22 protein-coding genes are annotated in these 24,695 nt (G+C 70.5%); 13 read left to right on the forward strand and 9 right to left on the reverse strand.

The window, feature by feature from the left end; genetic code table 11:
• Nucleotides 1–137 precede the first annotated feature (137 nt).
• A complete protein-coding gene (locus ABD810_RS32565) occupies nucleotides 138–800 on the forward strand; it encodes a TetR family transcriptional regulator (protein WP_344949596.1) in 663 nt (220 codons plus the stop codon).
• Here ABD810_RS32565 and ABD810_RS32570 read toward each other — a convergent pair.
• Nucleotides 743–1,321 carry a YqgE/AlgH family protein gene (locus ABD810_RS32570; protein ID WP_344949599.1) on the reverse strand — a complete coding sequence of 193 codons (579 nt, stop codon included), beginning with the start codon at nucleotides 1,319–1,321 and terminating at the stop codon, nucleotides 743–745. The two genes, ABD810_RS32565 and ABD810_RS32570, sit on opposite strands and share 58 nt — an antisense overlap.
• Nucleotides 1,322–1,506: 185 nt before the next feature.
• Between ABD810_RS32570 and ABD810_RS32575 the strand changes: the two genes are divergently transcribed.
• On the forward strand, nucleotides 1,507–2,244 hold the full coding sequence (locus ABD810_RS32575; RefSeq protein WP_344949602.1) for a hypothetical protein: 738 nt from the start codon (nucleotides 1,507–1,509) through the stop codon (nucleotides 2,242–2,244).
• Nucleotides 2,245–2,298: 54 nt separating this feature from the next.
• On the opposite strand, the gene ABD810_RS32580 is transcribed toward ABD810_RS32575, so the two are convergent.
• Nucleotides 2,299–3,708, reverse strand: a complete 1,410-nt coding sequence (locus ABD810_RS32580) for an NAD-dependent malic enzyme (protein WP_344949605.1) — start codon at nucleotides 3,706–3,708, stop codon at nucleotides 2,299–2,301.
• 318 nt (nucleotides 3,709–4,026) lie between these two features.
• Complete coding sequence (locus ABD810_RS32585; protein ID WP_344949608.1) at nucleotides 4,027–4,995, reverse strand: tetratricopeptide repeat protein; 969 nt, start codon at nucleotides 4,993–4,995, stop codon at nucleotides 4,027–4,029.
• A 164-nt stretch (nucleotides 4,996–5,159) separates the two neighbouring features.
• Here ABD810_RS32585 and ABD810_RS32590 point away from each other — a divergent pair, with 164 nt between their 5' ends.
• Nucleotides 5,160–6,881 carry a S8 family serine peptidase gene (locus ABD810_RS32590; RefSeq protein ID WP_344949611.1) on the forward strand — a complete coding sequence of 574 codons (1,722 nt, stop codon included), beginning with the start codon at nucleotides 5,160–5,162 and terminating at the stop codon, nucleotides 6,879–6,881.
• A gap of 35 nt (nucleotides 6,882–6,916) precedes the next feature.
• Here ABD810_RS32590 and ABD810_RS32595 read toward each other — a convergent pair whose 3' ends face one another.
• Complete coding sequence (locus ABD810_RS32595; protein WP_344949614.1) at nucleotides 6,917–7,402, reverse strand: MarR family winged helix-turn-helix transcriptional regulator; 486 nt, start codon at nucleotides 7,400–7,402, stop codon at nucleotides 6,917–6,919.
• 443 nt (nucleotides 7,403–7,845) lie between these two features.
• On the opposite strand from ABD810_RS32595, the gene ABD810_RS32600 reads away from it, so the two are divergent.
• On the forward strand, nucleotides 7,846–9,243 hold the full coding sequence (locus tag ABD810_RS32600) for a hypothetical protein (protein WP_344949620.1): 1,398 nt from the start codon (nucleotides 7,846–7,848) through the stop codon (nucleotides 9,241–9,243).
• A gap of 67 nt (nucleotides 9,244–9,310) precedes the next feature.
• Nucleotides 9,311–10,003, forward strand: coding sequence for a DUF4230 domain-containing protein (locus ABD810_RS32605; RefSeq protein ID WP_344949623.1), 693 nt, complete (start codon nucleotides 9,311–9,313; stop codon nucleotides 10,001–10,003).
• A gap of 109 nt (nucleotides 10,004–10,112) precedes the next feature.
• Here the strand turns inward: ABD810_RS32605 and ABD810_RS32610 are convergent, their stop codons facing one another.
• Both ABD810_RS32610 and ABD810_RS32615 read right to left on the reverse strand, forming a co-directional pair.
• Entirely contained in the window at nucleotides 10,113–10,793 is a 681-nt protein-coding gene (locus ABD810_RS32610; protein WP_344949626.1) for a response regulator, read from the reverse strand.
• Complete coding sequence (locus ABD810_RS32615) at nucleotides 10,790–11,953, reverse strand: sensor histidine kinase (protein ID WP_344949629.1); 1,164 nt, start codon at nucleotides 11,951–11,953, stop codon at nucleotides 10,790–10,792. The genes ABD810_RS32610 and ABD810_RS32615 overlap by 4 nt, the downstream gene beginning before the upstream one ends.
• A gap of 201 nt (nucleotides 11,954–12,154) precedes the next feature.
• Here ABD810_RS32615 and ABD810_RS32620 point away from each other — a divergent pair, with 201 nt between their 5' ends.
• The gene (locus tag ABD810_RS32620) at nucleotides 12,155–12,385 is read left to right on the forward strand and encodes a hypothetical protein (protein ID WP_344949632.1); all 231 of its coding nucleotides are present in this window, start codon (nucleotides 12,155–12,157) and stop codon (nucleotides 12,383–12,385) included.
• A gap of 20 nt (nucleotides 12,386–12,405) precedes the next feature.
• Here the strand turns inward: ABD810_RS32620 and ABD810_RS32625 are convergent, their stop codons facing one another.
• Together ABD810_RS32625 and ABD810_RS32630 are read right to left on the reverse strand one after the other, a co-directional pair.
• Nucleotides 12,406–13,518, reverse strand: coding sequence for a CapA family protein (locus ABD810_RS32625; RefSeq protein ID WP_344949635.1), 1,113 nt, complete (start codon nucleotides 13,516–13,518; stop codon nucleotides 12,406–12,408).
• A gap of 155 nt (nucleotides 13,519–13,673) precedes the next feature.
• The gene (locus ABD810_RS32630; protein ID WP_344949638.1) at nucleotides 13,674–14,531 is read right to left on the reverse strand and encodes a MurR/RpiR family transcriptional regulator; all 858 of its coding nucleotides are present in this window, start codon (nucleotides 14,529–14,531) and stop codon (nucleotides 13,674–13,676) included.
• A gap of 210 nt (nucleotides 14,532–14,741) precedes the next feature.
• Here ABD810_RS32630 and ABD810_RS32635 point away from each other — a divergent pair, with 210 nt between their 5' ends.
• The 7 genes from ABD810_RS32635 (at nucleotide 14,742) to ABD810_RS32665 (ending at nucleotide 23,327) form a co-directional block, all read left to right on the forward strand.
• Nucleotides 14,742–16,304 carry an ABC transporter substrate-binding protein gene (locus ABD810_RS32635; protein WP_344949641.1) on the forward strand — a complete coding sequence of 521 codons (1,563 nt, stop codon included), beginning with the start codon at nucleotides 14,742–14,744 and terminating at the stop codon, nucleotides 16,302–16,304.
• Nucleotides 16,305–16,364: 60 nt separating this feature from the next.
• Nucleotides 16,365–17,336: an ABC transporter permease gene (locus ABD810_RS32640; RefSeq protein WP_344949644.1), complete on the forward strand. Its 972-nt coding sequence runs from the start codon at nucleotides 16,365–16,367 to the stop codon at nucleotides 17,334–17,336.
• Nucleotides 17,333–18,220, forward strand: coding sequence for an ABC transporter permease (locus ABD810_RS32645; protein ID WP_344949647.1), 888 nt, complete (start codon nucleotides 17,333–17,335; stop codon nucleotides 18,218–18,220). The genes ABD810_RS32640 and ABD810_RS32645 overlap by 4 nt, the downstream gene beginning before the upstream one ends.
• Entirely contained in the window at nucleotides 18,217–19,140 is a 924-nt protein-coding gene (gene murQ, locus ABD810_RS32650; RefSeq protein WP_344949650.1) for an N-acetylmuramic acid 6-phosphate etherase, read from the forward strand. Before ABD810_RS32645 ends, murQ begins: the two co-directional genes overlap by 4 nt.
• Complete coding sequence (locus ABD810_RS32655) at nucleotides 19,137–20,339, forward strand: anhydro-N-acetylmuramic acid kinase (protein WP_344949653.1); 1,203 nt, start codon at nucleotides 19,137–19,139, stop codon at nucleotides 20,337–20,339. The genes murQ and ABD810_RS32655 overlap by 4 nt, the downstream gene beginning before the upstream one ends.
• Nucleotides 20,336–21,490, forward strand: coding sequence for a serine hydrolase domain-containing protein (locus tag ABD810_RS32660; protein WP_344949656.1), 1,155 nt, complete (start codon nucleotides 20,336–20,338; stop codon nucleotides 21,488–21,490). Before ABD810_RS32655 ends, ABD810_RS32660 begins: the two co-directional genes overlap by 4 nt.
• Before the next feature lie 88 nt (nucleotides 21,491–21,578).
• Nucleotides 21,579–23,327, forward strand: coding sequence for an ABC transporter ATP-binding protein (locus ABD810_RS32665; RefSeq protein ID WP_344949658.1), 1,749 nt, complete (start codon nucleotides 21,579–21,581; stop codon nucleotides 23,325–23,327).
• A gap of 58 nt (nucleotides 23,328–23,385) precedes the next feature.
• On the opposite strand, the gene ABD810_RS32670 is transcribed toward ABD810_RS32665, so the two are convergent.
• On the reverse strand, nucleotides 23,386–24,573 hold the full coding sequence (locus ABD810_RS32670; RefSeq protein ID WP_344950104.1) for an acetyl-CoA C-acetyltransferase: 1,188 nt from the start codon (nucleotides 24,571–24,573) through the stop codon (nucleotides 23,386–23,388).
• Nucleotides 24,574–24,695 lie beyond the last annotated feature (122 nt).

The following is a 24,695-nucleotide window of genomic DNA, read 5'->3' on the forward strand; positions in this document are numbered from 1 at the left end:
GGACAGATCCCCCTGTTTCGATAAGTAGTCGACAACGCGCTAATTATGGCAGCCCATGACAGATGACAAACACTTCTATACGACAGATCGTGACTTATGGCACTATATGAAGTAGAAGTTTCAAGGAGGTGTCCGGCATGGGTCTACGAGAGCGCAAGAAGCACCGGACCCGGCTGTCCCTGATCGATGCCGCGTTCGAGCTTTTCCAGGCACAGGGCTACGAAGCCACCACGGTCGACCAGATCGCCGCCGCGGTGGAGGTCTCACCCCGCACGTTCTTCCGGTACTTCGGCAGCAAGGAGGACCTCGCCCTCGACTTCACCGTCGAGTACGAGGATCTGATCACCACGGCGCTCGCGGCGCGTCCGGAAGAGGAGCCGCCCTTCGCCGCGCTCACCCACGCCTTCCGCGAGTTCATCCACCTGATGGAGACCAACGCCGCCGAGGACACCGAGCGCTTCCTGAGACACCGGCGGGTGCTCGACGCGAACCCCGTCCTGCTCGCGACGAGCTTCGCCCGCATGGCCGAGACCGAGAAGAAGCTCACCGTCGAGATCGCCAGACGCCAGGGCACCGACCCGGTCACCGACCCGCGCCCCCGCCTGCTCGTGGCGTTCGTCACATCGGCGGTCCGCGTCGGCTTCGAGTGCTCCGCCGGCGGGGCCGGCCATCTCGGCAGCCTGGTCGGCAACGTCGAGAACGCGCTGAGCCTCACGGAGGAGGCCCTGCGCCCCGGCTGGGATCAGTTGAGCTTGGGGTCGTCCGGGCAGGTGGCCACGAAGGCCAGCTCGCCCCGCTGACGGCGCAGCACCGACCGCCAGAGGTTCGCCGGCCGGGAGTCGAAGGTGTCGCCCGGCTCCGCCTCCACGACGTACCACGAGCCCTCACGGATCTCGGCCTCAAGCTGACCCGCCGTCCACCCGGCATACCCCGCGAAGATGCGCATCTGCGTGATCTCACCGGCGAGGATCTCGGGAGGCGCGTCCAGGTCGACCGTGCCGAGCTTGGAGACCGCGGAGGCGCCCGCGTGCAGCCTTCGCCACCCGAGGGGCTCCTGCCCGCTCGGCACCGAGGCCAGGGCCAGCGCGCTGTCGGTCTGGACAGGGCCTCCTTCGAAGAGCACGGGAGGGCCGCTCACCAGGGAATCCCACGAGGGAAGCACCTGTGTCACCGTGACCTCGCTCGGCCGGTTGAGCATGACCCCAAGAGTCCCCCCGTCTTCGTCGTGCTCGAGAACGAGCACGACGCCGCGCCGGAAATTCGGGTCGTCCAGCAGTGGCGTCGCCACCAGCAGCCCGCCGACGTAGATCGCCTCCGCCATGCATCCATCATGACGCGTGATGCCCCATACGCGCGCCTGACCCCCGCCTGAGACGGGTTTCACCTCGCGGCATGTTACTTGTAGCGATCGAACGGGAACTCTCCGTTGCGAGAGATCACCTGTTGGAGGATCGATTTGCCGATACCGCGCCGCGCAGCGAGCCGCGAAGGGAGAGGAGCAACCGCATGACCCGCCTCATACTGGTCGCCCTCATGGCGATGGGCGCCGCCATCGCGGTCCCCGCGGCCCGCACCTCACACGCCGGCACCGAGGACGACCTCGGCGACGCACGCGGCGTCAGCGATGTACGCGGAATCCGCGACAGGCGTGACGCGCGCGTCGAGGTCGCCGTCTCCAAGGTCGAGTGCCCCGCCGGCAAGGCGAACGTCGTCATGACCGCGCCGCGCGATCATGGCACCGTCGAGTATTCGGTCTACCGAGGCGACACCCTCGTGCGCAACGGCCTGCTCTGGCCCGGCGTCCAGCGCACCATCCCGGTCTACGTCGAGCCGAAGTCCACCGAGCGCATCGGGGTCGCCCTCGAGGGGCAGGGCACCAGCAGATACCAGGTCTGGTCGCACTGCGAGACCGGCGAGGAGTCCTACGGCGAGTACCGCGAGAGGGTCTACAGCGAAAGCAGCGGGAGCAGCCAGAGCAGCCGCGGGCAGAGCGTGACCCACCGCCACAACGGCATGCGCGACCACAGGTACAACCCTCTGCTGCGCAGGCAGCCCATCGACCGCCTGCCCTACACCGGCCCGCCCGCCGACTTCTACGGCAAGGTCGCCACCGCGCTGGCCCTGGTCGTCTTCGGCGGCATGCTGTGGTGGGTCGCCATGATCTGGCCGCGCCGCACGCCCGCCGAGCCCTTGCTGCGCCCGCGCCCACCGTACGGAGGCCGCCGCCGCCACCCCGAGCCGTAGACCGCCACCGCCCGAGCCAGCCGTAGGCCGCCCTGGACGGCCTCGCAGCCCCGCCTACGCCTCCGTCATCCCCCGGACCTTGCCGCCCGCCGACTCCCGCACGGCCGCGGCGACCGCGGTGGCGACGTCGGGGTGGAAGACGCTCGGCACGATGTAGTTCGGCCCGAGCTCCTCCTCGGACACGACGTTCGCCAGGGCGTTGGCCGCGGCGAGCAGCATGGACTCGGTGACCATGCGCGACTGCGCGTCGAGCAGGCCGCGGAAGACGCCGGGAAAGGCCAGCACGTTGTTGATCTGGTTCGGGTAGTCGGAGCGGCCGGTGGCGACGACCGCCGCGTGCTCGCGGGCGTCGTCGGGTGACACCTCGGGCTCGGGGTTGGCCAGCGCGAACACCACCGCCGAATCGGCCATGGTGGCGATGTCGTCTCCGGTGAGGATGCCGGGGGCCGAGACGCCGATGAACACGTCGGCGTCCTTCACCGCGCCCCGCAGGTCGCCGCCGTACCCCTCGGCGTTGGTGTTCTCGGCGATCCAGCGCAGGGAGTCGTCGAGGTCGTCACGGCCCTTGTGCACCGCGCCGAGGTAGTCGCACACGACGAGGTTGCGCGCCCCCGCCGCGATGAGCAGGCGCAGCACGGCCGTGCCCGCGGCGCCGGCGCCCGCCAGCGTGATCTTCACGTCGGGCAGCGACTTGCCGACGACGCGCAGCGCGTTGGTCAGGGCGGCCAGCACGCAGATGGCCGTGCCGTGCTGGTCGTCGTGGAAGACCGGGATGTCGAGCAGGTCACGCAGCCGGCGCTCGATCTCGAAGCAGCGCGGCGCCGAGATGTCCTCCAGGTTGATGCCGCCGAACCCGGGGGCGATGCACCTGACGACCTCCACGATGGTGTCGACATCCTGGGTGTCCAGGCAGAGCGGCCAGGCATCGATGCCGGCGAACCGCTTGAACAGGGCGGCCTTGCCCTCCATGACCGGCAGCGCCGCCGCGGGCCCGATGTTGCCGAGGCCGAGCACGGCGGACCCGTCGGTGACCACCGCGACGGTGTTCCGCTTGATGGTCAGGCGGCGGGCGTCCTCGGGATTGCGGGCGATGGCCAGCGACACCCGGGCGACGCCGGGGGTGTAGGCCATCGAGAGCTCGTCACGGTTGCGCAGCGGCACTTTGGACTGCATCTCGATCTTGCCGCCGAGGTGCATCAGGAACGTGCGGTCGCTGACCTTGTGCAGGGCGACGCCCTCGACCGCGTCGAGGCTGTCGACGATGGCCTGGGCGTGATCGGTGTCCTTGGCGGCGCAGGTGACGTCGATGCGCAGCTTCTCGTGACCGGCATTGGTCACGTCGAGGGCGGTCACCACACCGCCGGCGTTCTCTACCGCGTGGGTGAGCTGGCTGACGGCCTTGCCGCCTGCGGGCACTTCCAGACGGACGGTGATCGAGTACGACACGCTCGGCACGGTGGCCACGTCGATCCGCTCCTTTGCGGGTGGTCGCGCTCACACGGGTGCTCGATGTCGCGCATCCGGCTCGCCTGCTCCATATCGGGATATCCATGGTGCCAGACCTGGCCGAGAGCTTCCGCCGTCCGGCGACAGAGGATCACTCACCGGCCAGGACCGCGCCCCCGTGGCGGCGTCGGCACGGGGGCGTAGGGAACGCGGGCGGCCTGGTGGGGCCGGTGGCCGGTGGGTCGGGACAGGGCCCCGTGGGGCGGGTGGCCGGTGGGTCAGGACAGGGCCTGGTGGGGCCGGTCGGTCAGGACAGGGCCTCGTGGGGCCGGTGGGTCAGAACAAGGCGCTGGCGAGCCCCCGGCGGGCCTTGGCGACGGAGGGGTCACCGGCGGGCAGGGCGTCGAAAAGGCCGAGCAGGTGGCGGCGCACCCGGTCACGGTCGTCGCCGGAGGTCCGTCGGATGAGCTGGATGAGCCGGTCGAACGCCTCGTCGACCCTGCCGCCGAGCATCTCGATGTCGGCCGCCTGGGTCTGGACCTCGACGTCCGCCGGGCTGCCTGCCGCCCGGCGCAGCACCGCGTCGGGGTCGAGCTCCTGGGTACGGCGGACGAGCCCCACGCCCGCAAGGCCGATCTTGGCGTCGGGGTCGGCCGGGGCGCGCGCGAGCAGCCGTTCGTAGGCGGCCGCCGCGGCGTCGAGATCGCCCTCGTCGATGGCCTTCTCGGCCGCGAGCAGGTCGGGGTCGACGGGCGGCTGGGCGGGCCGGCCCTGCGTGTCCTCGCCCTCCTCAGGCGCCTGGCCCTCGGGCGGCAGGTATTGCGCGAGCGCCTGCAGGAGCTGGTCGAGCCACTGCCGCACCTGCGCCTCGGGCAGCGCGCCCTGGAATCCGGTCACCGCCTGGCCCTGGAAGACGGCCAGCACGGTCGGGATGCTCTGCACCTGGAGGGCGCCGCTGATCTGAGGGCTCGCGTCCACGTCGACCTTCGCGAGGACCCACCGCCCGGCCGCCTCGGCGGCGAGCTTCTCGAGGATCGGGCTGAGCTGTTTGCACGGCTCGCACCATGTGGCCCACAGGTCGAGGACCACGGGCGTGCGCATGGAGCGCTCGATCACTTCGGTGGCGAAGGTCTCATCGGTGACGTCGATGACCGCTGCACCGGCGGGCGTGGCAGGGGCGCCTCCCGAGGCGGCCTGTGCCGCGGCCGCCTCACGACGGGCCTGGGCTTCCAGTGCCTGCTTGCGCGCACCGAGGTCCACGGCGCCCTGCAACGATGCCGGTCGAGTGAAGTCCGCTGGGCTCATACTCCAATCCTGCCGCATCCGGCGGGTGCTCAGGGTCGGGACCGTGCCACACCGGACCCCGGCTCGCTATGTCACGCCTTTGTCGCGAATTCCTACGGAACTGTCATGGGACCCGGTTATCCCGAACTATGGGCTCGCATGTATCAGCTCCCTTGGAGGTGGGTGTGAAACGCGTCATCGTCGTCTCCGCCGCTGCCGTCATGATCGCCGCGTTATCGGCGGTCCCGGCCCAGGCCGTCCCCACGACGGCCGAACCAGCGGCTACGGCCCAATATGTCGTCCTGTACAAGGAAGGCGCCGCCGCATCCGACGCCAAGAAGGCGATCGAGGCCGCGGGTGGCAGCGTGGTGAAGGTCAACACGGCCGTCGGCCTCGCCACGGTCACCACCTCGAACGCCGGCTTCGTCTCCGCGATCAAGGACAACGCCGCGATCGAGGGCGTCGCCCACGACCGTGTCATCGGCGCCGCGCCGAAGGCCGTCAGGACCGTCGCCCGCGACGCCCGGCAGCTCCGCTCCGACAAGGCCGTGGAGACCGAGGGACGCGAGCACGGTGCCGTCAAGCATGGCCGCACCGTGAAGGCGGAGCCGCTGTCGGGGCTCCAGTGGGACCTCAAGCAGATCCGCGCGGACCTGGCCCACAAGTACGAGCAGAGCGACTCCAAGGTCCTGGTCGGCATCCTGGACACCGGGGTGGACGGAACGCACCCGGACATCGCGCCGAACTTCAACAGGGCGCTCAGCCGCAACTTCACGGTCGATGTGCCCTACGACGCCAACGGCACCGAGGTCGACGGACCATGTGAGCAGGAGCCGGACCAGTCCTGCGACGACCCCGCGGACGTCGACGAGAACGACCACGGCACACACGTGGCGTCGTCCATCGGCTCCCCGATCAACAACCTGGGCATCTCCGGCGTGGCCCCCAAGGCCACGATCGTGAACCTGCGGGCCGGGCAGGACTCGGGCTACTTCTTCCTGCAGCCCACCGTGGACGCGCTCACCTACGCCGGCGACATCGGCGTCGACGTGGTCAACATGAGCTACTACATCGACCCGTGGCTGTTCAACTGCACCGACAATCCGGCCGACTCCCCCGAGGACCGGCTGGAGCAGGCCACGGTCATCAAGGCCGCCCAGCGCGCCTTGAACTACGCGCACAGGCACGGCGTCACGCTGGTCGGAGCGGCGGGCAACCAGGCCGCCGACTACACCAAGGAGTACACCGACCGGGCCAGCCCCAACTTCCCGAGCGTGCCGGGCGAGGCTCCCCGTACCCGCGTCATCCCGCCGAGCTGCGTCTCCATGCCCGGCGAGGGCGAGCACGTGATCGCCGTCTCCTCGACCGGCATCAGCAAGCGCAAGGCGTACTACTCCAGCTTCGGCAACGGGTACGTCGACGTGGCGGCCCCCGGCGGCGACGTCTACGACACCCCCGACAACACGCGCGACATCACCAAGGCGACGCTGTCGGCCTACCCGACCTCCCTCGCCATCGCCAGGGAAGAGATCGATGAGAACGGCGATCCGACGGTGAACTACCTGGTCAAGGACTGCAGGGGCACCACCTGCGCCTACTACCAGTACCTCCAGGGCACCTCGATGGCCTCGCCCCGCGCGGCCGGCGTCTCGGCCCTGATCGTCGGCAAGTACGGCCACCCCGACTGGCGCAACGGCGGCAAGACGCTGTCCCCCGCGTTCGTCGAGGCGGTCCTGAAGGGCACGGCCACCAAGACGCCCTGCCCGACCCCACCCGCCTACACCTACACCCGGCACCTGCCCGACGGCACCACGGCCACGGCCACCCACGTGTGCGAGGGGACCACGGCGTCGAACGGCTTCTACGGCAAGGGCATCGTCGACGCCCTGCGTGCCGTCGGAAGATGACCCTCTAGAGACCGGTCCGGGCGGACCGCCCGGGCTCAGCCAGGACCAGGGGACCCGTCTCGCAAGGACGGGTCCCCTTCTTGCCGCTCGTCGTCCTGGTACGGCTCGAAGTCACCCGCCGCCACCCGGATGGTGCGCAGCAGGCCGAACATCTCGGCCAGATCGTTCTCGCCGTACATCGTCATGCAGAAGTCGGCGGCCATCAGGTCGGCGGTCGCCCGCCGCACCACCTCGCGGCCCTTGCCGGTGATCTCGGCGAGCACCCCCCGCCCGTCCTTGGGGTTGCGCATGCGGCGGACCAGCCCCGCGCGCTCCAGGCGATCTACGGTGTTGGTCACGCTCGTGGGATGCACCATGAGCCGCTCGCCGATCCGCGACAGGGGCAGGGCTCCGGTCCGGCTGAAGGTCAGCAGCACCAGCGCCTCGTAGCGCGCGAAGGTCAAGTCGTGCGGCCTGAGCAGCGTGTCCAGTTGCCCAAGCAGGATCTGGTGCGCTCTCATGATCGAGGTGACGGCTGCCATGGCGGATGACGGCCCGAAGTGAACACGCCACGTTTCAGCGGCGCGCTCAATGGGGTCGAATGGCAAGTTAAGCGGCTTCGGTACACCGATGGACACAACGCTACGCTAGCGCCTGCTCCGAGCACTGACGCAGGGTGACAGAGCACCATCGGATGCCCAAGAAGCGGGACGCCAAACATCACGCTCCGTTATGGTGTGCATGTCAAGAGGTGAGGCGCGGCAAAGCCCGATCCAAAGCATGGGGAAAGCCGCGCCGTACGACGCGAGGCGCGGCTATGCGATCCCGTGGACGTACGGCGTGGCGGGTTGGAACGGGCACGGGTGCCAAGGGGCCGGCATCGCGGGCCGAGTGCGCCGCTCATCCAGGCACGGGGGGTCCTAAATGAAGAGCATCAGTGCAGTACCACGGGCGGCGTTGCCGCACGTCCGGTCCACGTGGGGCCGTGCTTGAGCAGAGGGGCGTTTCACGCGAGGAGTTGAAGCACAGCGCGCTGGTGGCGGTAGGAATACTGCTCGCGCTGGGCCTGCTCGCCGCGTGGAGCGTCCTTGTTCCGGGCATTTCCGCATGGGAGAACATCGTCGTCGCGGTCATCGGCTCGCTCCGGCTGACCGGTCCCGTCGCCGCCGCGTTCGCCGCGTGGGTGGCGGTGCGAAAGAGGCACGCGGTGCGTGGCCGCCTGCCGGGCACCTGGCAGTCGCTGAGGGCGCCGCTGGCGATCGTGGTGGTCGTCGTGGGCGCGTTCGGCGCGACCGTGACCGTGCTGGCCATGAAGGCCGTCCTGACCGAGCAGGCGGGTCACCTGGCGCCCACCGGCCTCGCCGTGGGAGCCGCCGGGCTGGCCCTGTACGCGGTGATCGGGTGGATCACGGGCTGGGCCCTGCCCTGGACGGTCACCCCGCTCATCGCGGGCATCGGGGCCTACGTCCTTTTCACCTCGCTGGCCGGCGGCTCCGCCTGGGCGGGCAAGCTGGCGCCGAGCACGTCGGAGCCGTACGACCCTTTCGAGGGGCTGAGCCTGGCCGCCTTCGCGAACCAGACTCTCTGGTTGCTCGGCGTCACCATCGCGCTGCTCCTCACCTGGACGGCCATCGTCACCCGACGTGCCCTGGCGCTCGCCGGGGCGATGCTGGCGATCCTCGCGGCGGGCACGGGCATGGCCCGGCTGTTGAGCGAGCCCCGCGCCGTCGCGGCGACCGAGCCGATGGTCTACAGCTGCCAGGAGTGGCCGATCACCGTCTGCGTCCATCCAGGGATGCGCAGCGGGCTGACCGAGCTCGGCGCCACGTTCACGACGATCGCCGCCCGGCTGACCGGCACGCCGGCGGCGTTCTCCCGGGTGGAGCAGCGTCCTCGCGACGACGACGGCAGGTCCGGTCCCGGCGTGGTGCCCATCCACGTCGACGACCTCACCCCCGGCTACGCCTCGCGGGCGGCGGCGGAGTTCGTGGGCCGGCTGGCCGGCCCCTGCGCGGACGCTCCGGGGGAGGGCTATCGCGCCATCGTGACGGCCTGGCTGCGCGGGGAGCCCCTGCCGAGCGGTCCCCTGCCCGGGCACCAGGCCGCGGCCGCGTGGTTCTCGGGGCTGACCGAGAGCCAGCGTCGCGACTGGCTGCGCATGTTCTACACCGACTTCGCCAACTGCCGGCTGAAGGCGTCGCACTTCGGTGGAGGAGTGGCGAGCCAGCTCGGCCCGCGCCCCATGCTGCGCGGCGGCCCGGCGGCTCCCGCACCCGGCGGCGAGACGACCGCCCCCTATCCCGTCCCCGGCTCGCCGTACCCGACCATGCCCAACCCGTCGTCTCCCAGCGGGCACGTGTCCCCGGGGACCCCGGGGAGGTGAGGCCGGGGTAACGGGACCCTGACCTCAGCAATGTGCAAAATCGCTCATCTCGGGAAGAAGACTCGGCGTGAACCGCCAGACGTCGACCCCCCAGACAGCGACCGACGCCGAACCGGTGGAGCAACACCGGTCCCGGCGCGGCTGGCGCTTGCTCGTGGGCGTCCTCACCGTGCTCGTCCTTCTCGTGGTGGGTGCCAGGCTGACCTGGACCTACCTCAACCCGTTCGGCGAGACGACGGTCGACCGCAGCCAGCCGGTCCTGCTGCAGTCGATCCAGAACATGAGCCGGTTCCAGGCCGCCAGCGGCAACTTCCAGGTCATCGTCGACCTGGAGAAGGACGCCGCGTTCCTGCCCGACGCCATCAAGGGCTCCCGCACGCTGTTCGTCGGCGCCGGGAGCGTGGACGCCTACGTCGACTTCTCCGCGATGGGCAAGGACGCGATCACCGTCTCCCCCGACCGCACCGAGGTGACCGTACGGCTGCCGCGCGCGCAACTGGAGAAGACCAACCTCGACAACAAGCGGTCGTACGTCTACGCCCAGGAACGCGGCATCCTCGACCGCGTCCAGGGGGCGCTCTCCAACTCACCGCAGAACCAGCAGGAGCTCTACGTCCTGGCCGAGAAGAAGATCGCCGAAGCCGCCCAGGCGAGCGACCTGCGCAACCGCGCCGACCAGAACACCAAGATCATGCTGGATGGCATGATGAAGTCGCTGGGCTTCAAGAAGGTCACGGTCAAGTTCGCCGACGAGCCCTGAGCCGTACCGCCGGGTCCAAGGACGCCCGGGCGTGGCCGGTCGCCGCAGGTGCCCGCGCGGTGCCGACGCAGGAACGTCACGCACCGGGCGGGGTCTCGTCCTGAAACCCTCACTCCTCGTCCGCGAGCCCCGCGTCGTGTGCCAGCAGCGCGATCTGGACGCGGTTGTTGAGGTCCAGCTTGGTGAGAATGCTGGAGACGTGGGTCTTGACCGTTGGCAACCCCAGGTGGAGCACGGCCGCGATCTCGGCGTTCGACCTGCCCTGGCCGACCGCGACGGCCACCTGGCGTTCACGGTCGTTCAGGTGTACCAGGCGTTCCCTGGCCCGCGCGCGACGCCGGTCGTGGCCGGAGTCGGCGACGCGGGTGATCAGGCGCCGGATCACGGCCGGCGACAGCACCGGGTGGCCCTGGGCCACCTGACGTACCGCGGCCACGATCTCGTGCGGCGGAGTGTCCTTGAGCAGGAACCCGGCGGCCCCGGCACGCAGGGCGCACAGGACGTGGTCGTCGGCGTCGAAGGTGGTCAGCACGATGACTTCCGGCGCACCCGGACGGGCGCGCAGGGCTTCGGTGGCGGACAGCCCGTCCATGACGGGCATGCGGATGTCCATCAGGACCACCCCGGGGGCGTGCCGGTCGACCAGGGACGCCACTTCGGTGCCGTCCCGCGCCTCGGCGACCACGCGGATGTCGCCCGCGCCGCCCAGCATCATCGTCAGCCCGGCGCGCACCAGGGGATCGTCATCGACGATGAGCACGCCGATCGGACTCGGCTCGGATGTCGTCATGATGGCCACGGTAGCCAGGCCGACAGCCGCCAATCACCCGCCGTGGCGGGTCCGTACTCCAGGCGCCCGTCGGCCAGCGCGACACGTTCGCTCAGACCGATCAGGCCCTGACCGGGACGCCCGCCGGGCACGGGCATCGGCACCGCCGTGTCCGCCGGAGCGGCGTTGTACACCTCCACGGCAAGGCCCTGGCCCGGCGCCCCCGCCAGGCGTACGCGCACCTCGGCTCCCAGGGCGTGCTTGCGCGCGTTGGTCAGGGCCTCCTGCACGATCCGGTAGGCGGTGCGGCCCACCTGGTCGGGGACGGCCCCGGTGAGGTCCTCACGAAGATCCACCCGCATCCCGGCCAGGCTCGACTCCTCGACGAGTTGCTGGACGTCCGCCAAGGTGGGTTGCGGCATCTCGCCGATCGGAGCGCGCAGGACGCCGATGACCTCACGCAGGTCCTGCAACGCCTGATGGGCGCTCTCCCGGATGACCTTGGCCGCGCGGACGATGTCCTCGGCCGGGGCGTCAGGACGGTACTCCAGCGCGCCGGCGTGCACGCTCAGCAACGACAGCCGGTGGCCGAGCACGTCGTGCATCTCCCTGGCGATCGCTTCGCGGGCCTGGTGCTGTGCCCGCTCCGCGCGCAGGCGCGCCTCGGTCTCGGCACGGGCCTCGCGGTCACGCTGCGACAGCACGAGCCGCCGCCGGTGGTGGATGACCAGTCCCCAGCCCACCGCGGCGCCCTGGAAGGCGACGCCCAGCATCAGCAGCATGAGGGGAGGCGTACCGGGCTCGGGACGCACCACGACGTACACGACCGCGGTGAGCAGGCTTCCCGCGAACACGGTCATCGAGGTCCGTGGGGGCCGGTGCACCGCGACCGTGAACAGCGCCACCAGCATCGCGCCGGCGACCATCTCGGAGAACGCCGCCAGGATGACCAGTGCTATGGCGAGCTCGACCGGCCGGCGGCGGCGCAGCCACAGCGCGGCGCAGCCCAGCGCGCCGGTGGCCTGGTCGAGGTTGAAGAGCCACTCGGGCGGCAGGTGGGCGTCGAGGCGCCCCATGGCCGTCAGCACCCCGAAACCCGCCGCGAACAGGAACAGGCCGATGTCCACCAGCCAGTCGCGACGGACGCTCCGGGGGGCGGATGGAGGTGGAGATCCGTTCATTCTGCTGGGAGCCTACGTTCCACGGGAGCGATCCGTCCCGCCGCGACCGGCGGGCGATACCGAAGTCGCGGCGGCCGATACCGAAGTCGCGGCGGCCGGTACTTTGGGCGGCCATGGCGCGCCAGAGTGGCTACGCCGGTCGAGGCGGGAGATCCCGATGGCCGATCCCCGCCATGGCGGCGGGCTTCTAGCGTTCGCCCCATGCGCAACATACTTCAGCTGCTCGGGGTCGTGATGGTCCTCCAGGGCGTGAGCGGAGCCATCGACCATCTGGCCGTCCAGCCCTTCATGGGCGCGTTCCTCAACCTCTTCCACCGCGTGATCGTCAGCCGCCTGGACTTCCTGACCGGCTACGAGCTATACGCGAACCTGATCCTGGCCATCCTTGGAGCCGTCCTGGTCATCGCGGCGGAACCCCGCAAGAGCAAGTGATCAGCGGAAGCGGGCGTGGGCTACACGAGCCCGAGGGCGAGCGTGCCGTCCGGCGCGCAGGCGACCCGGGTGCCGAAGTCACGGCCGACCCTGTCGAGAACCGCCCGGAGCCACTCGGAGTCCTCGCGCGAGGCGTGGGCGAGTCGCATCTGGCGAGCCCGCATGGGCGCCATCGTCAGGGCGACCAGCTTTCCGGTCCCCGGCTCCAGCGACACCAGGTACAGCAGCCGCAGATCGTCCCGGTAGGCCTCGTAGCCGGTGATGCCCTCGTAGTCGTCGATGAGGTCGCCGCACCCGTACAGGATGAGCTTGTCGCGGTAGACCTCGGCGGGCCGCGGGTGGTGCGAGGAGTGCCCGTGCACGACGTCGGCCCCGCCGTCGACCAGCCGGTGGGCGAAGCGCGTCTGGTTCCCGGGAACGTGGTACCCCCAGTTGGAACCCCAATGGATGGAGACGACGGCGAGGTCGCCAGGCTGCTTGGCCTCCCGTACCCGGTGGGCGAGGTCGGTGGCACAGGCGTCCGACAGCTCCGGTACGAAGTCGACGCCGGCCCGATCGGGACCTGCGGCCCATTCCGGCGGGATGCCGCTGGAGGCCGTTCCGCAGGAGAACACGAGGACCCGGCCGCCGCCGTCAACGGTGACGGCCACCGGCCGCCGCGCCTCGCCTGCCTCCCGCCCCGCTCCGGCCGCCCGTAGATCCGCAAGGGCCAGGGCGTCGAGCGTCTCCTCCAGACCCCGGTGGCCGAAGTCGAGCACATGGTTGTTCGCCAGCACGCAGACGTCCGGCCGGGCGGCGGCCAAGCAGGGGAGGTTGGCTGGATTCATCCGGTAGTGCACGGCCTTGTCCGGTGCGAAGTCGTCGCTCCGCGTGACGCTGGTCTCCAGGTTCACGACCCGGACATCGGGCGCGGCCTCCCCCAGCGTCCGCAGGGCATCGCCCCACGGCCAGCGGAAGCCGGCCGGGCGAGGGATCGGACCGTTCGCCTGCTCCGCGAGCCTGACGTAGTCGCGGGCGTCCCGGACGCATGCCTCTCGCAGCGTCGGATCCCCGGGGTGCGGAAGGATCTGGTCGACTCCCCGGCCGAGCATGACGTCACCGCAGAGGAACAACCTCACCGGATCGGCGCGCACGCTTCCATGCTAGGCACGGCCCGGCGGCGAGCCGGAAGGCCGGGACGTGCAGCGGATCCTGCGAGGTCACGGTCTCCGCCACGGCCTACGCCACCAGGAAGCCGTAGCCGGCCAGGCGAGTCCGGGCATGGGGCACTCGGCGGCGAGGGGACCCATCAGACGCGCCTTTGGGCATTGCGGTCGTGCACGATCGTGTACGTGCTGCGCAAGGACTCCATCGACTTGTCGTAGGAGGCCTGGGCGACGCCCGTGAACAGGCAGTCGACGACCATGAGCTGGGCGATGCGGCTCCCCAGCGCCCCGGAGCGGAATCGGGTCTCCCGCGCCGCCGTGGTCAGCACGACGTCCGCTGTGGCCGCGAGCGGTGACTCGCGGAAGTTGGTGATGGCGATCGTCGCGGCGCCGGCCTTGCGGGCGATCGCGAGGAACTCGACGGTGTCGACGGTCGCGCCGGTGTGCGAGATCGCGATGGCGACACAGGCGTCGTCGAGGGTGGCCGCGGAGGTCCAGGCCGAGTGCGGGTCACGCCAGTTGATGGCCGTCCGGCCGATCCGGGTGAGCTTCTGCTGCAGGTCGAGCCCGACGAAGGAGCTCGCGCCGACCCCGAAACTGTCGAGGCGGCGGGCGGAGAGCACGAGCGCCACGGCACGGCCGAGCGCTTCGGTGTCGAGCGTGCGCGCGGTGTCGGCGATGGAGAGCGTCTCGTTCATCGCCACCTTGGCCACGATCTCGTCCAGCGTGTCGTCGCGGTCGATGTCGCCGGACATCTCGGGGAGGTTGGACGTGGTGAGCTCCTCCCGCGTCACCTCCCGCGTCAGGTCGATCCGGAAGTCCTTGTAGTGCGCGTAGCCCATGCGCTGGTAGAAGCGCACAACCGAGGTGGTCGAGGTGCCGCAGCGGGAGGCCAGTTCGGCGATCGACAGGTTGGCCGCCTCCGCCGGGTTGTCGAGGAAGGCCTCCGCGAGACGCTTCTCCGACGGTCGCAGCCCCGGTAAGGCCGCCCGAATCCGCACCAGTACCACCCCGGAATCCGGCAGACCGGGCCCGACGCCACCCATCTCGCACCCCTCGCTCCGAGCGTTCACGGTCGCCCCGGAATTAAATTACACAAACTCGGCCGATCAATGTACTTTTATGCCCTACTTGGACCGCGGATGCTGCGGGGCGACCTCGCGCCGCAGCTCCGCGCGCCGGCAGCGCAGCAATGTCACTGAGGAGACCATATGTGGCACAGATCACGTTCGGCCCGCGGCGTGCTCCTGGCGGTCGGGGTCGCCACAGCGGCGTCCGCCACGCTCACCGGCTGCTCCTCGCCCGCCACGCAGGCCCCCAAGCCCAGCGCCGCGGGCGGGACCGGCGGCGCCCTCGTCGTGGGCGTCACCTCCGACCCGGACACGCTCTTCCCCTGGAAGGCCACCCAGTTCCAGGCGGTGAACGTGCTGCAGAACATCTACGGCACCCTCACCGAGTTCGACAAGGACCTCAACACCGTGCCGGGGCTCGCCACGTCGTGGAAGACCTCGAAGGACGGCCGCACGCTCACCTTCACGCTCCGCGACGGCGTCACGTTCAGCGACGGAAGCGCCTTCGACTCCAAGGACGTCAAGTTCTCGCTGGACAAGATCAAGGACGAGGCCACCGCCGCCGTGGCGAGCGCCTCGCTGGCCTCGGTCACATCGGTCGACGCCCCCGACCCCAAGACCGTGGTGCTGCACCTCAGCGCGCCGGATGCCGCCCTGCCGTCGAACCTCGCCGTGGTCAACATGGCGATCCTCTCCTCCGACGACACCGAGGCCTCGCTGAACACGGTCCCCGACGGGACCGGGCCGTTCGTGCTGAAGAACCGGGTCCCGAGCCAGTCGCTGACCCTGGCCAGGAACGACAAGTACTGGGGCGACGACAGGCCGAAACTGGACGGCATCGAGTTCCGCGTGATCCCCGACGAGTCCTCGATCGTCTCCGCCATGCAGTCCGGCAACGTGCAGCTCGCCGTCTTCGACGACCCGCTCGTGGCCAGGACCGCCGAAGCGGCGCGGCTCACGGTCGCCAAGACACCGCAGCTCAGCTACCACGCTCTCCAGCTCAACGGGCGTCGCGGCGACCTCGGCGATCTCAACGTGCGCCTCGCCGTCCAGTGCGCGATCGACCGCAAGCAGGTGCTCGACACCGCCGCCCTCGGCGAGGGCACGGTGACCGGGCCGATCACGGCGCCGGCCTTCAAGTCGAACCCCGACCAGCGCCCGTGCCCCACGCGCGACCTCGGCAAGGCCGCCGAGTACCTCGGCAAGGCCGGCAAGGGCTCCGGAGTGACGATCAAGACGATCGTCTCCCAGGGCTCGTACTCGACGTCGGTCAACGAGGCACAGAACCTCAAGGCCCAGCTGGCGGAGGCCAAGATCAACCTTGACCTCGAGGTGCTGGAGTCCGGCGCGTACGTCGACCGCTGGGTCGCCGGCGACTTCGACGCGGCCGTTGCGCTCAACGGCGGACGCCCCGACCCCGACGGCATGTACAGCCGCTACTTCACCAGCACCGGCAACCTCAACAAGGTCACCGGCTACAGCTCGCCGGAGCTCGACAAGCTCTTCGCCGCCGGCAAGGCGACGACCGACCAGAACGAGCGCAAGGCGATCTACGACAAGGTGTCCGCGGAGCTCGAGAACAACGCGCCATGGATCTGGCTGTTCACGAGCTACACCTACACCGCGACCACCTCCCAGGTACAGGGCTTCATCCCGATGGCGAACGGGTCGCTCCAGTACCTGCGCACCACGGCCGTCAACTGACCGCCTTCCTCGTGGGGTGCCGCCTCCGTGGCACCCCACCAGGGGCGAGGATCCGGGCATATGTTGCAGACAGTCATTCACAACCGCATCGCGCGGCGCCTGGTGAGCATGATCGGCACGCTTTTCGGCGTGGCGGTCTTCGTGTTCATCATGCTCCGCGCGATCCCCGGCGACCAGATCACGGCAGGACTCGGCACGGAGGCCGCGGCGCTCTCCCCCGCCCAGCAGGAGGCACTCCAGCGCTACTACGGTCTCGACCAGTCGCTGTTCACGCAGTTCTTCTCCTGGCTGGGCAACCTCTTCACCGGTAACCTCGGCTACTCCGCGCGTGCCCAGCAGAGCGTGCTGGACCTCACCCTGCACTCCCTGCCGGTCACCATCGAGCTGGCCGTGCTCTCGATCATCCTGGCCCTGCTGATCGGCATCCCGCTCGGCATGCTCGCGGCGTCCAGGCCCGAATCCCCCAGGGACGTCTTCGGCCAGTTCGTGAGCCTCGCCGGCCTCTCGGTCCCGGCCTTCCTGCTCGCGACGACCCTGCTCTCGGTCTTCGCGTCCTCGTTCGGCTTCAACCCCAACGGCCAGGGCTACGCCACCCTCACCGGGGATCCGGTGCTCAACCTGCAGCAGATGCTCATGCCCGCGCTCGTGCTCGGATTCGGCATCGCGGCGCCCATCCTGCGCACCACGCGGGCCGCCGTTCTCGAGGTGCGTTCGGACGACTTCGTCCGCACCGCGCGCGCCAAGGGCGTGCCGCCACGGCGCCTCCAGACCAAGCACGTCCTCGGCAACGCGCTGGTCCCGATCGTCACGATGACCGGCCTGCAGTTCGGCTACCTGCTGGGCGGCGCGGTCGTCGTCGAGCAGATCTTCTCGGTCCCCGGCATCGGGCGTCAGGTACTGCTCGGCATCCAGCAGAAGGAGTACGCGGTCGTTCAGAGCACGGTTCTGGTCATCGCGCTGACGTTCGTCATCGTCAACCTCCTGACCGACGTCCTCTACCGCGTCATCGACCCCCGGGTGCGGGCCTCATGACCGATTTCCCGCAGACGGCACAGATCCCGCCGGGCACGCGCAGGAGCGCCCACCGTCTCCGTGGCCTGTTCAGGAGCCCGAGCGGCCTCACCGGACTCATCATCCTCGGGGTGCTGGCGATCGTCTCGCTGTCGTCGTTCCTCGATCTGCTGCCCTACGATCCGATCGCCCAGAACCCCCCCGCGCGTCTGGTGCCTCCCTCGTCCGAGCACCTCCTCGGCACCGACCAGTTCGGCCGCGACATCTTCTCCCGCGTCGCGGCGGGCGTCGCAAGCTCGGCGATGATCTCGGTGATCGCCGTGGCCTTCTCCGCGGTCATCGGCACCATGGGCGGGCTCGTCGCCGGCTTCTACCGCGGCTTCGCCGACGGCGTCATCGGCGGGGTGACGAACGTGCTGTTCGCCTTCCCGCCGCTGCTGCTGGCCTTGTCCCTCGCGTCGGTGTTCGACCGGAACCGGTTCACGGTCGCCGTCGCGATCGCGGTCGTCTACGTGCCCATCTTCATCCGCGTCACCCGCGGTCCCGTTCTCTCGCTTCGGGAGATCGAATACGTGAAGGCGGCCAGGAGCACCGGCCAGAGCCGGGTGATGATCATGATGCGGCACGTGCTGCCGAACATCACCTCGATCGTCATCATCCAGGTGGCCCTGTCCCTGTCCTGGGCGGTTCTCACCGAGGCGTCACTGAGCTTCCTCGGACTGGGCACCCCTCCCCCCTCCCCCTCACTCGGGTCGATGATCTTCGAGGCCCGCATCCTGGTCTCCATCGCCCCGTGGACGATGATCGCGCCCGGAGTCGTCGTCGTGCTGCTCGTCGTCGGGCTCAACCTCCTCGGCGACGGGCTGCGCGACACTCTCGATCCGAGAAACCGAGGAAAGCGTTGAGCGTCAACTTCTCCGAATTCGCCGAGCTCGGCGGCCTCACGACCGAGACCACCGACCCCCGGTACGCCGAAATCGACAAGATGACGGTCACCGAGCTCGCCGCGGCGATGAACGAGGCCGACACCACGGTGCCCGGCGCGGTCGCCCGGGCGCTCCCCCAGATCACGAGCGCGATAGAGACGGCGGCGGAACGCATGAAGGCCGGTGGACGCCTCATCTACGTCGGAGCGGGAACCCCCGGACGCCTCGGAGTGCTCGACGCCTCCGAGTGCCCTCCCACCTACGGCACCCCGCCGGAGCAGGTCTTCGGGATCATCGCGGGGGGCCCGAACGCGATCGTCTCCCCCTCCGAGGGGGCCGAGGACGACACGGACGCCGCGATCGCGGCGATCGAGGCCGCCGCCGTCGGATCGCTCGACACCGTGGTGGGCATCACCTCAAGCGGGCGGACCCCCTTCGTCCTGTCGGCGATCCGGCGGGCGCGGGAGCGGGGCGCGTTGACCGTGGGGCTGTCGTGCAACGCCGGGAGCCCTCTCAGCGAGGCGGCCGAGCACGCGATCGAGGTGATCGTGGGTCCCGAGGTCGTGAGCGGCTCCACCCGGCTCAAGGCCGGGACCGCGCAGAAGCTCGTGCTCAACATGTTCTCGACGATCGTGATGGTGCAGCTCGGCAAGACGTACGGCAACCTGATGGTCGATGTGAAGGCCACCAACGAGAAGCTGCGCGAGCGGGCCATCCGCATCATGCGCACGGTCACCGGCGCAAGGCGCAACGAGGCGATCACCGCCCTCGACAGGAACGACTACAACGTGAAACAGGCGATCGTGGCCTTCCGCCTCGGCCTGACCCCGCAGGAGGCCATGGCGCGCCTCATCGAGAGCAGCGGCCGGCTCCGCGTCGCGCTTGGAGAGCAGGCATGAGAATCCTCGGAATGATCTCCGGCACCTCGCACGACGGCATCGACGCGGCCCTGGTCGACTTCGACCGCACCGATGGCACGCTCAGCGGGGCGGTCCAGTACACGGCGAGCACGCCCTACCCGGCCGGCCTCCGCGCTCGCCTGATCGCGGCGCTCCCCCCGGCGGCGACGACCCTGGCCGAGGTGTGCGAGCTCGACACCCTCATCGGCCAGAGCTTCGCCGAGGCCGCCGCCGAGGCGATCGCACGGGCCGGCGCGGTCGACCTGATTGTCTCGCACGGCCAGACGGTGTTCCACTGGGTCGACGGCGCGCACGCCCGCGGCACCCTGCAGATCGGCCAGCCCGCCTGGATCGCCGAGCGCACGGGCGCGCCCGTGCTTTCCGACGTGCGCGTTCGCGACATCACGGCCGGTGGCCACGGCGCTCCCCTGGTCTCCCTGCTGGACGCCCTGCTCCTCGCCGGCCACAACGGCGCCGCCGCCGCGCTCAACCTGGGCGGCATCGCGAACATGACGGTGGTGCGCGGCGTGGACGACCTCGTCGCCCACGACATCGGGCCGGCGAACGCGCTGGTCGACGCCGTCGTGGTGAGCGACGGGCTCAGCGAGCGCGGATTCGACGAGGACGGGCGGATCGCCGCCTCGGGAACGGTAGACGAGCGCCTCCTGGAGGTTCTGCTCGCCGACCCCTACTACCGCCGGCCCGCCCCCAAGAGCACGGGCAAGGAGCTCTTCCACCTGGCCTACGTCGAGGACGCGATGGCCAGGGCCGGCAGCCGCCCGCGCGCGGCCGACCTCGTGGCGACCCTCACCGAACTCACCGTACGCACGGTCGGGAGGGACGTGACGGCAAGTGGCGTGGACCTGCTCGTCGTCTCCGGTGGGGGGTGCCGCAACCCTGTACTGATGGAGGGGCTGCGTCGCGTCCTGCCGGGCGTGACCATCGCGCTCTCCGACGAGTACGGCGCTCCCGCCGACGACAAGGAGGCGATCGCCTTCGCCCTCATCGGCTGGTACAGCCTGCACGGCCTGCCAGGAACCGTGCCCGCGGGCACGGGCGCCAGGGCCGCCCGCGTCCTCGGCACGCTCACGCCCGGAGCCGGGCCGCTCGTCCTTCCCGTCCCGGCGACCGAGGCGCCTCGCGCGCTCACCCTGACCGGCCCGCACCCGGCGCGGGGCGCAGAGGAGCGTCGCGGGTGAACGTTCTCGCCTCGACCGCGGAACGCCTGGTCTCGGCCGTCCCCCAAGGGCCCGCCACCTCGCCTGGCATGCGACCTCCCGCGGGCGTCGCCCTGGCCGCGCGGACGCCGTGGTTCGACATCGCCGCGTGCGCGGGGCACCGCACCGTCCGCTGGGAGAACGGCGTGCGCGAGGCCGGGGAACCCCTGACGATCGGCACCCACCACGATGTGGCCTCGGTCACCAAGGTCGTCGCCACCACGACGGCGCTCATGCGCCTCGTCTCCGACAGGATCGTCGACCTCGACTCGGCGGTGAACCGCTACCTTCCCGGCTTCCGCGGCGGCGGCCGGGAGAGCGTCACGGTACGCGACCTGCTCCTGCACCGTGGAGGGCTGTGGGAGTGGCACCCGCTCTACATCCCGGCCGACGGCCCGGAGGCGGCCCACCGTCTCGCCGAGGAGCTGCCCCTGCGCTACCCCCCGCGTGAGGAGCGCCACTACTCCGACCTCGGTTTCATCCTGCTCGGGCGCGTCATCGCCTCCGTCACCGGCCTCGGCCTCGAACAGGCGGTGACCGCTCTGGTGACCGGGCCACTCGGCCTCGGCGCGACCCGGTACGCCGCACCGGCGGGCGAACCGGTGGCGACCGGGGCACGTGACGACCGGATCGAGATCGCCATGCTCGACACCGGGCGGCCGTATCCCGTGCCCTATCGCAGCGGCGACTTCGCCCGCTGGCGCCACGGGCCCGTGCACGCGCAGGTCGCCGATGGCAACGCCTACCACGCCTTCGGCGGAACCTCCGGCCACGCCGGGCTCTTCTCGACGGTTCCCGATCTGCTGCGCTTCGCAAGCGCGCTCTCCAGCTACCGCGAGCACGACACCCTCGTACGCCCGCAGGTCGCGCGCGAGTTCTTCGCACCGGGCCCGGACGAGGGGCAGGCGCTCGGTTTCCGCAGGTACCGGCTGCCGCTCGCCGGCGAGACCCTGACCGTGCTCGGCCACCCCGGCCATGTCGGATGCGCCGTCGGCTTCGTACCGGACCGCGGTGTCGCCCTGGCCCTGGCAAGCAATCGCCTGCTGGTCGAGGGAACGCCCGTCCCCGGCGAGACGCTCTGGCACGAGCTGCTGACGGCCACCGCGGCGGAGATCGGGGCGAGAACCGCATGACCCGCGCGCGACCACGGCCGGACCCGTCCTGCGACCATACGCGCGCCGGCGCCCCAGCCATCCTGTTCACGCAACGACCGAGGTGACCATGACGACCCCCACCCCACTGCTGGAGATCCGTAACCTGTCGGTCGCGTTCCGCACCGGCGGCCAGGACGTCACGGTCGTGAAGAACGTCTCCATGGAGATCCTTCCGGGCCAGACCGTCGCGGTCGTCGGCGAGTCGGGCTCCGGGAAGTCGACCACGGCCGCCGCGGTCAACCGGCTCCTGCCGGAGAACGGCCGCGTCATCGGCGGCGAGGTGCTCTTCGAGGGACGCGACCTCGCCCATGCGAGCGAGCGGGAGATGACCGCGATCCGCGGCGCGGCAATCGGATTCGTGCCCCAGGACCCGATGTCGAACCTCAACCCCCTCATGCGCATCGGTGACCAGATCGCCGAGGCCCTCGAAGTCCACGGACGCGCCACCGGCAGGGCCGCGCGCCCACGCGTGGTCGAGTTGCTGGAGATGGTGGGCATCCCGGACCCGGTACGGCGAGCCGGCCAGTACCCGCACGAGTTCTCGGGCGGCATGCGCCAGCGCGCGCTCATCGCCATGGGCCTGGCCTGCCGGCCGAAGCTCCTCATCGCCGACGAGCCCACCTCCGCGCTCGACGTCACCGTGCAGCGGCGCGTCCTCGACCAGCTCGAGACGCTCACCACGGACATGGGCACGGCGGTGTTCCTCATCACGCACGACCTGGCTCTGGCCGCCGAACGGGCGGACACCGTCGTCGTCATGTACCGCGGTGAGATCGTCGAGGCGGGCGCCGCCTCCGAGATCCTCGCCGATCCGCGGCACGAGTACACCCGGCGCCTGCTCAGGGCCGTGCCCAGCCTGTCCTCCACGAGCATGGTGACGGCACCCGCCGCCCCCGCACACCACCCGGCCGAACCCACCTCGGCCACAACCGACCCGGCCGAATCCGCCTCAGCCACACCTGACCCGGCCGAATCCGTCTTCACCACACAGGACCGGGCCGAGCCCCGGGCGCCCGCCTCGGCCGGGGACCTCGTCGTGATCGAGGATCTGCGCAGGGTGTTCACGATCCGCGCTGCGGGCACGGGCGTCGCGTCCCGGTTCGCGGCGGTCGACGGGGTCGGTTTCGGCATCCCGCGCGGTCACACCGTCTCCATCGTGGGCGAGTCGGGATCGGGCAAGTCGACGACCGCGAACCTGCTGCTCGGCCTCGACGAAATCACCTCAGGCCGGATCCTCTTCGACGGCACCGACCTCACCTCGCTGCGGCGGCGCGAGCTGTTCGCGTTCCGCCGCCGGGTCCAGCCCGTCTTCCAGAACCCCTACGCCTCGCTCGACCCTCGTTACACCGTCGAGCAGTCGATCATGGAACCGCTGCGCGTGCACCGCGTCGGCACCACGGCGAGCCGGAGGCAGGCCGTGGCCCGCCTGCTCGACCAGGTCTCGCTCCGCTCGTCGATGGCCGAACGGCTCCCGCACGAGCTCTCCGGCGGGCAGCGCCAGCGCGTCGCGATCGCACGGGCGCTCGCGCTCTCGCCCGATCTCGTCGTGCTCGACGAGGCCGTTTCCGCGCTCGACGTGCTCGTGCAGGCGCAGATCCTCGAACTGCTCGCCGAGCTCCAGCGAGAGCTCGGCCTCAGCTACCTGTTCATCAGCCACGACCTCGCGGTCGTGCGCATGATCTCGCATCGCGTGCACGTGATGCGGAGCGGCAGGATCGTGGAGACCGGCACTCCGCGTGAGATCTTCGAGCACCCGAAAGACGAGTACACGCGCGAACTACTGGCCGCGATCCCCGGCGCCCGGCGAGCGGCGTAGCGCGGCGACCACCGCGGACTCGTCCCAGACCCGCGACCGGCGGGCGGCTCCCGGGAGCCTAGGAGGACGGCACGGTGATGATCAGGGCGTCGCCCTGGCCGCCGCCACCGCAGAGGCCGGCCGCGCCGGTGCCGCCGCCCCGGCGGCGGAGCTCGTGGGCGAGGGTCAGGACGATCCGCGCGCCCGAGGCGCCGATCGGATGGCCGAGGGCGATGCCGCCGCCGTTGACGTTCACCTTCTCCGGCGACACCCCGAGCTCCTTGGTCGACTGGAGCACGACCGCCGCGAAGGCCTCGTTGATCTCGACCAGGTCGAGGTCGTCCACGCCGAGACCCTGCTTGCGGAGGGCCTGGAAGATGGCGTTGGCGGGCTGGGACTGCAGGGAGTTGTCCGGACCGGCCACGTTGCCGTGGGCGCCGATCTCGGCCAGCCAGGTCAGGCCCAGCTCCTCGGCCTTGGCCCTGGACATCACCACGACCGCGCACGCCCCGTCGGAGATCTGCGACGCCGACCCCGCCGTGATCGTGCCGTCCTTGGCGAAGGCCGGCCGCAGCCTGCCCAGCGTCTCCACGGTGGTGTCGCCGCGGACGCCCTCGTCGGTGGAGAACACGATGGGGTCGCCCTTGCGCTGGGGAAGCGACACCGGGACGATCTCGTCGTCGAACGTGCCGTCCTTGGCCGCGGTGGCGGCGAGCCGGTGGGAGCGGGCGGAGAAGGCGTCCTGCTCCTCCCGCTCCAGCCCCAGGCGGGTGTTGTGCCGCTCGGTCGACGCGCCCATCGAGACCTGGTCGAACACGTCGGTCAGCCCGTCGAACGCCATCGAGTCCAGGACGTCCGCTCCGCCGTACTTCACGCCCTTGCGCAGCCCCGGGAGCAGGTGGGGGGCGTTGGTCATCGACTCCATGCCGCCCGCGACCACGATGTCGAACTCGCCGGCGCGGATGAGCTGGTCGGCCAGGGCGATGGCGTCCAGGCCCGACAGGCAGACCTTGTTGATGGTGAGCGAGGGGACGCTCATGGGAATGCCCGCGTTCACGGCGGCCTGCCGCGAGGGGATCTGGCCCGCGCCCGCCTGCAGCACCTGCCCCATGATGACGTACTCGACCTGCTCCGGCGCGACGCCGGAGCGTTCCAGCGCCGCCTTGATGGCGAGGCCGCCCAGCTCGACTGCGGACAGATCGGACAGGGCACCGAGCAACTTGCCGATGGGCGTGCGGGCACCGGCGACGATGACGGAGCGCGACATGCCGGACGGGGTGGCGGGAGAACTGGACACCAGGGCCTCCATGATGGGGTCTTGGGCGACTTTGCCACCATACCTACGACGACGCACGCGGCCCTCAGAGAGGTCTCCTTGAGACATGGGGG

The organism is Sphaerisporangium flaviroseum (assembly GCF_039537005.1).
Classification (GTDB): Bacteria; Actinomycetota; Actinomycetes; order Streptosporangiales; family Streptosporangiaceae; genus Sphaerisporangium; species Sphaerisporangium flaviroseum.

Bases quoted from the DNA above. Each gene is read 5' to 3' on its own strand.
- ABD810_RS32610 (WP_344949626.1), bottom strand. From the start codon at position 10,793: ATGACGACATCCGAGCCGAGTCCGATCGGCGTGCTCATCGTCGATGAC.
- ABD810_RS32615 (WP_344949629.1), bottom strand. From the start codon at position 11,953: ATGAACGGATCTCCACCTCCATCCGCCCCCCGGAGCGTCCGTCGCGAC.
- ABD810_RS32565 (WP_344949596.1), top strand. From the start codon at position 138: ATGGGTCTACGAGAGCGCAAGAAGCACCGGACCCGGCTGTCCCTGATC.
- ABD810_RS32585 (WP_344949608.1), bottom strand. From the start codon at position 4,995: ATGAGCCCAGCGGACTTCACTCGACCGGCATCGTTGCAGGGCGCCGTG.
- ABD810_RS32595 (WP_344949614.1), bottom strand. From the start codon at position 7,402: ATGGCAGCCGTCACCTCGATCATGAGAGCGCACCAGATCCTGCTTGGG.
- ABD810_RS32665 (WP_344949658.1), top strand. From the start codon at position 21,579: ATGACGACCCCCACCCCACTGCTGGAGATCCGTAACCTGTCGGTCGCG.
- ABD810_RS32570 (WP_344949599.1), bottom strand. From the start codon at position 1,321: ATGGCGGAGGCGATCTACGTCGGCGGGCTGCTGGTGGCGACGCCACTG.
- ABD810_RS32645 (WP_344949647.1), top strand. From the start codon at position 17,333: ATGACCGATTTCCCGCAGACGGCACAGATCCCGCCGGGCACGCGCAGG.
- ABD810_RS32640 (WP_344949644.1), top strand. From the start codon at position 16,365: ATGTTGCAGACAGTCATTCACAACCGCATCGCGCGGCGCCTGGTGAGC.
- ABD810_RS32620 (WP_344949632.1), top strand. From the start codon at position 12,155: ATGCGCAACATACTTCAGCTGCTCGGGGTCGTGATGGTCCTCCAGGGC.
- ABD810_RS32670 (WP_344950104.1), bottom strand. From the start codon at position 24,573: ATGTCGCGCTCCGTCATCGTCGCCGGTGCCCGCACGCCCATCGGCAAG.
- ABD810_RS32655 (WP_344949653.1), top strand. From the start codon at position 19,137: ATGAGAATCCTCGGAATGATCTCCGGCACCTCGCACGACGGCATCGAC.
- ABD810_RS32575 (WP_344949602.1), top strand. From the start codon at position 1,507: ATGACCCGCCTCATACTGGTCGCCCTCATGGCGATGGGCGCCGCCATC.
- ABD810_RS32635 (WP_344949641.1), top strand. From the start codon at position 14,742: ATGTGGCACAGATCACGTTCGGCCCGCGGCGTGCTCCTGGCGGTCGGG.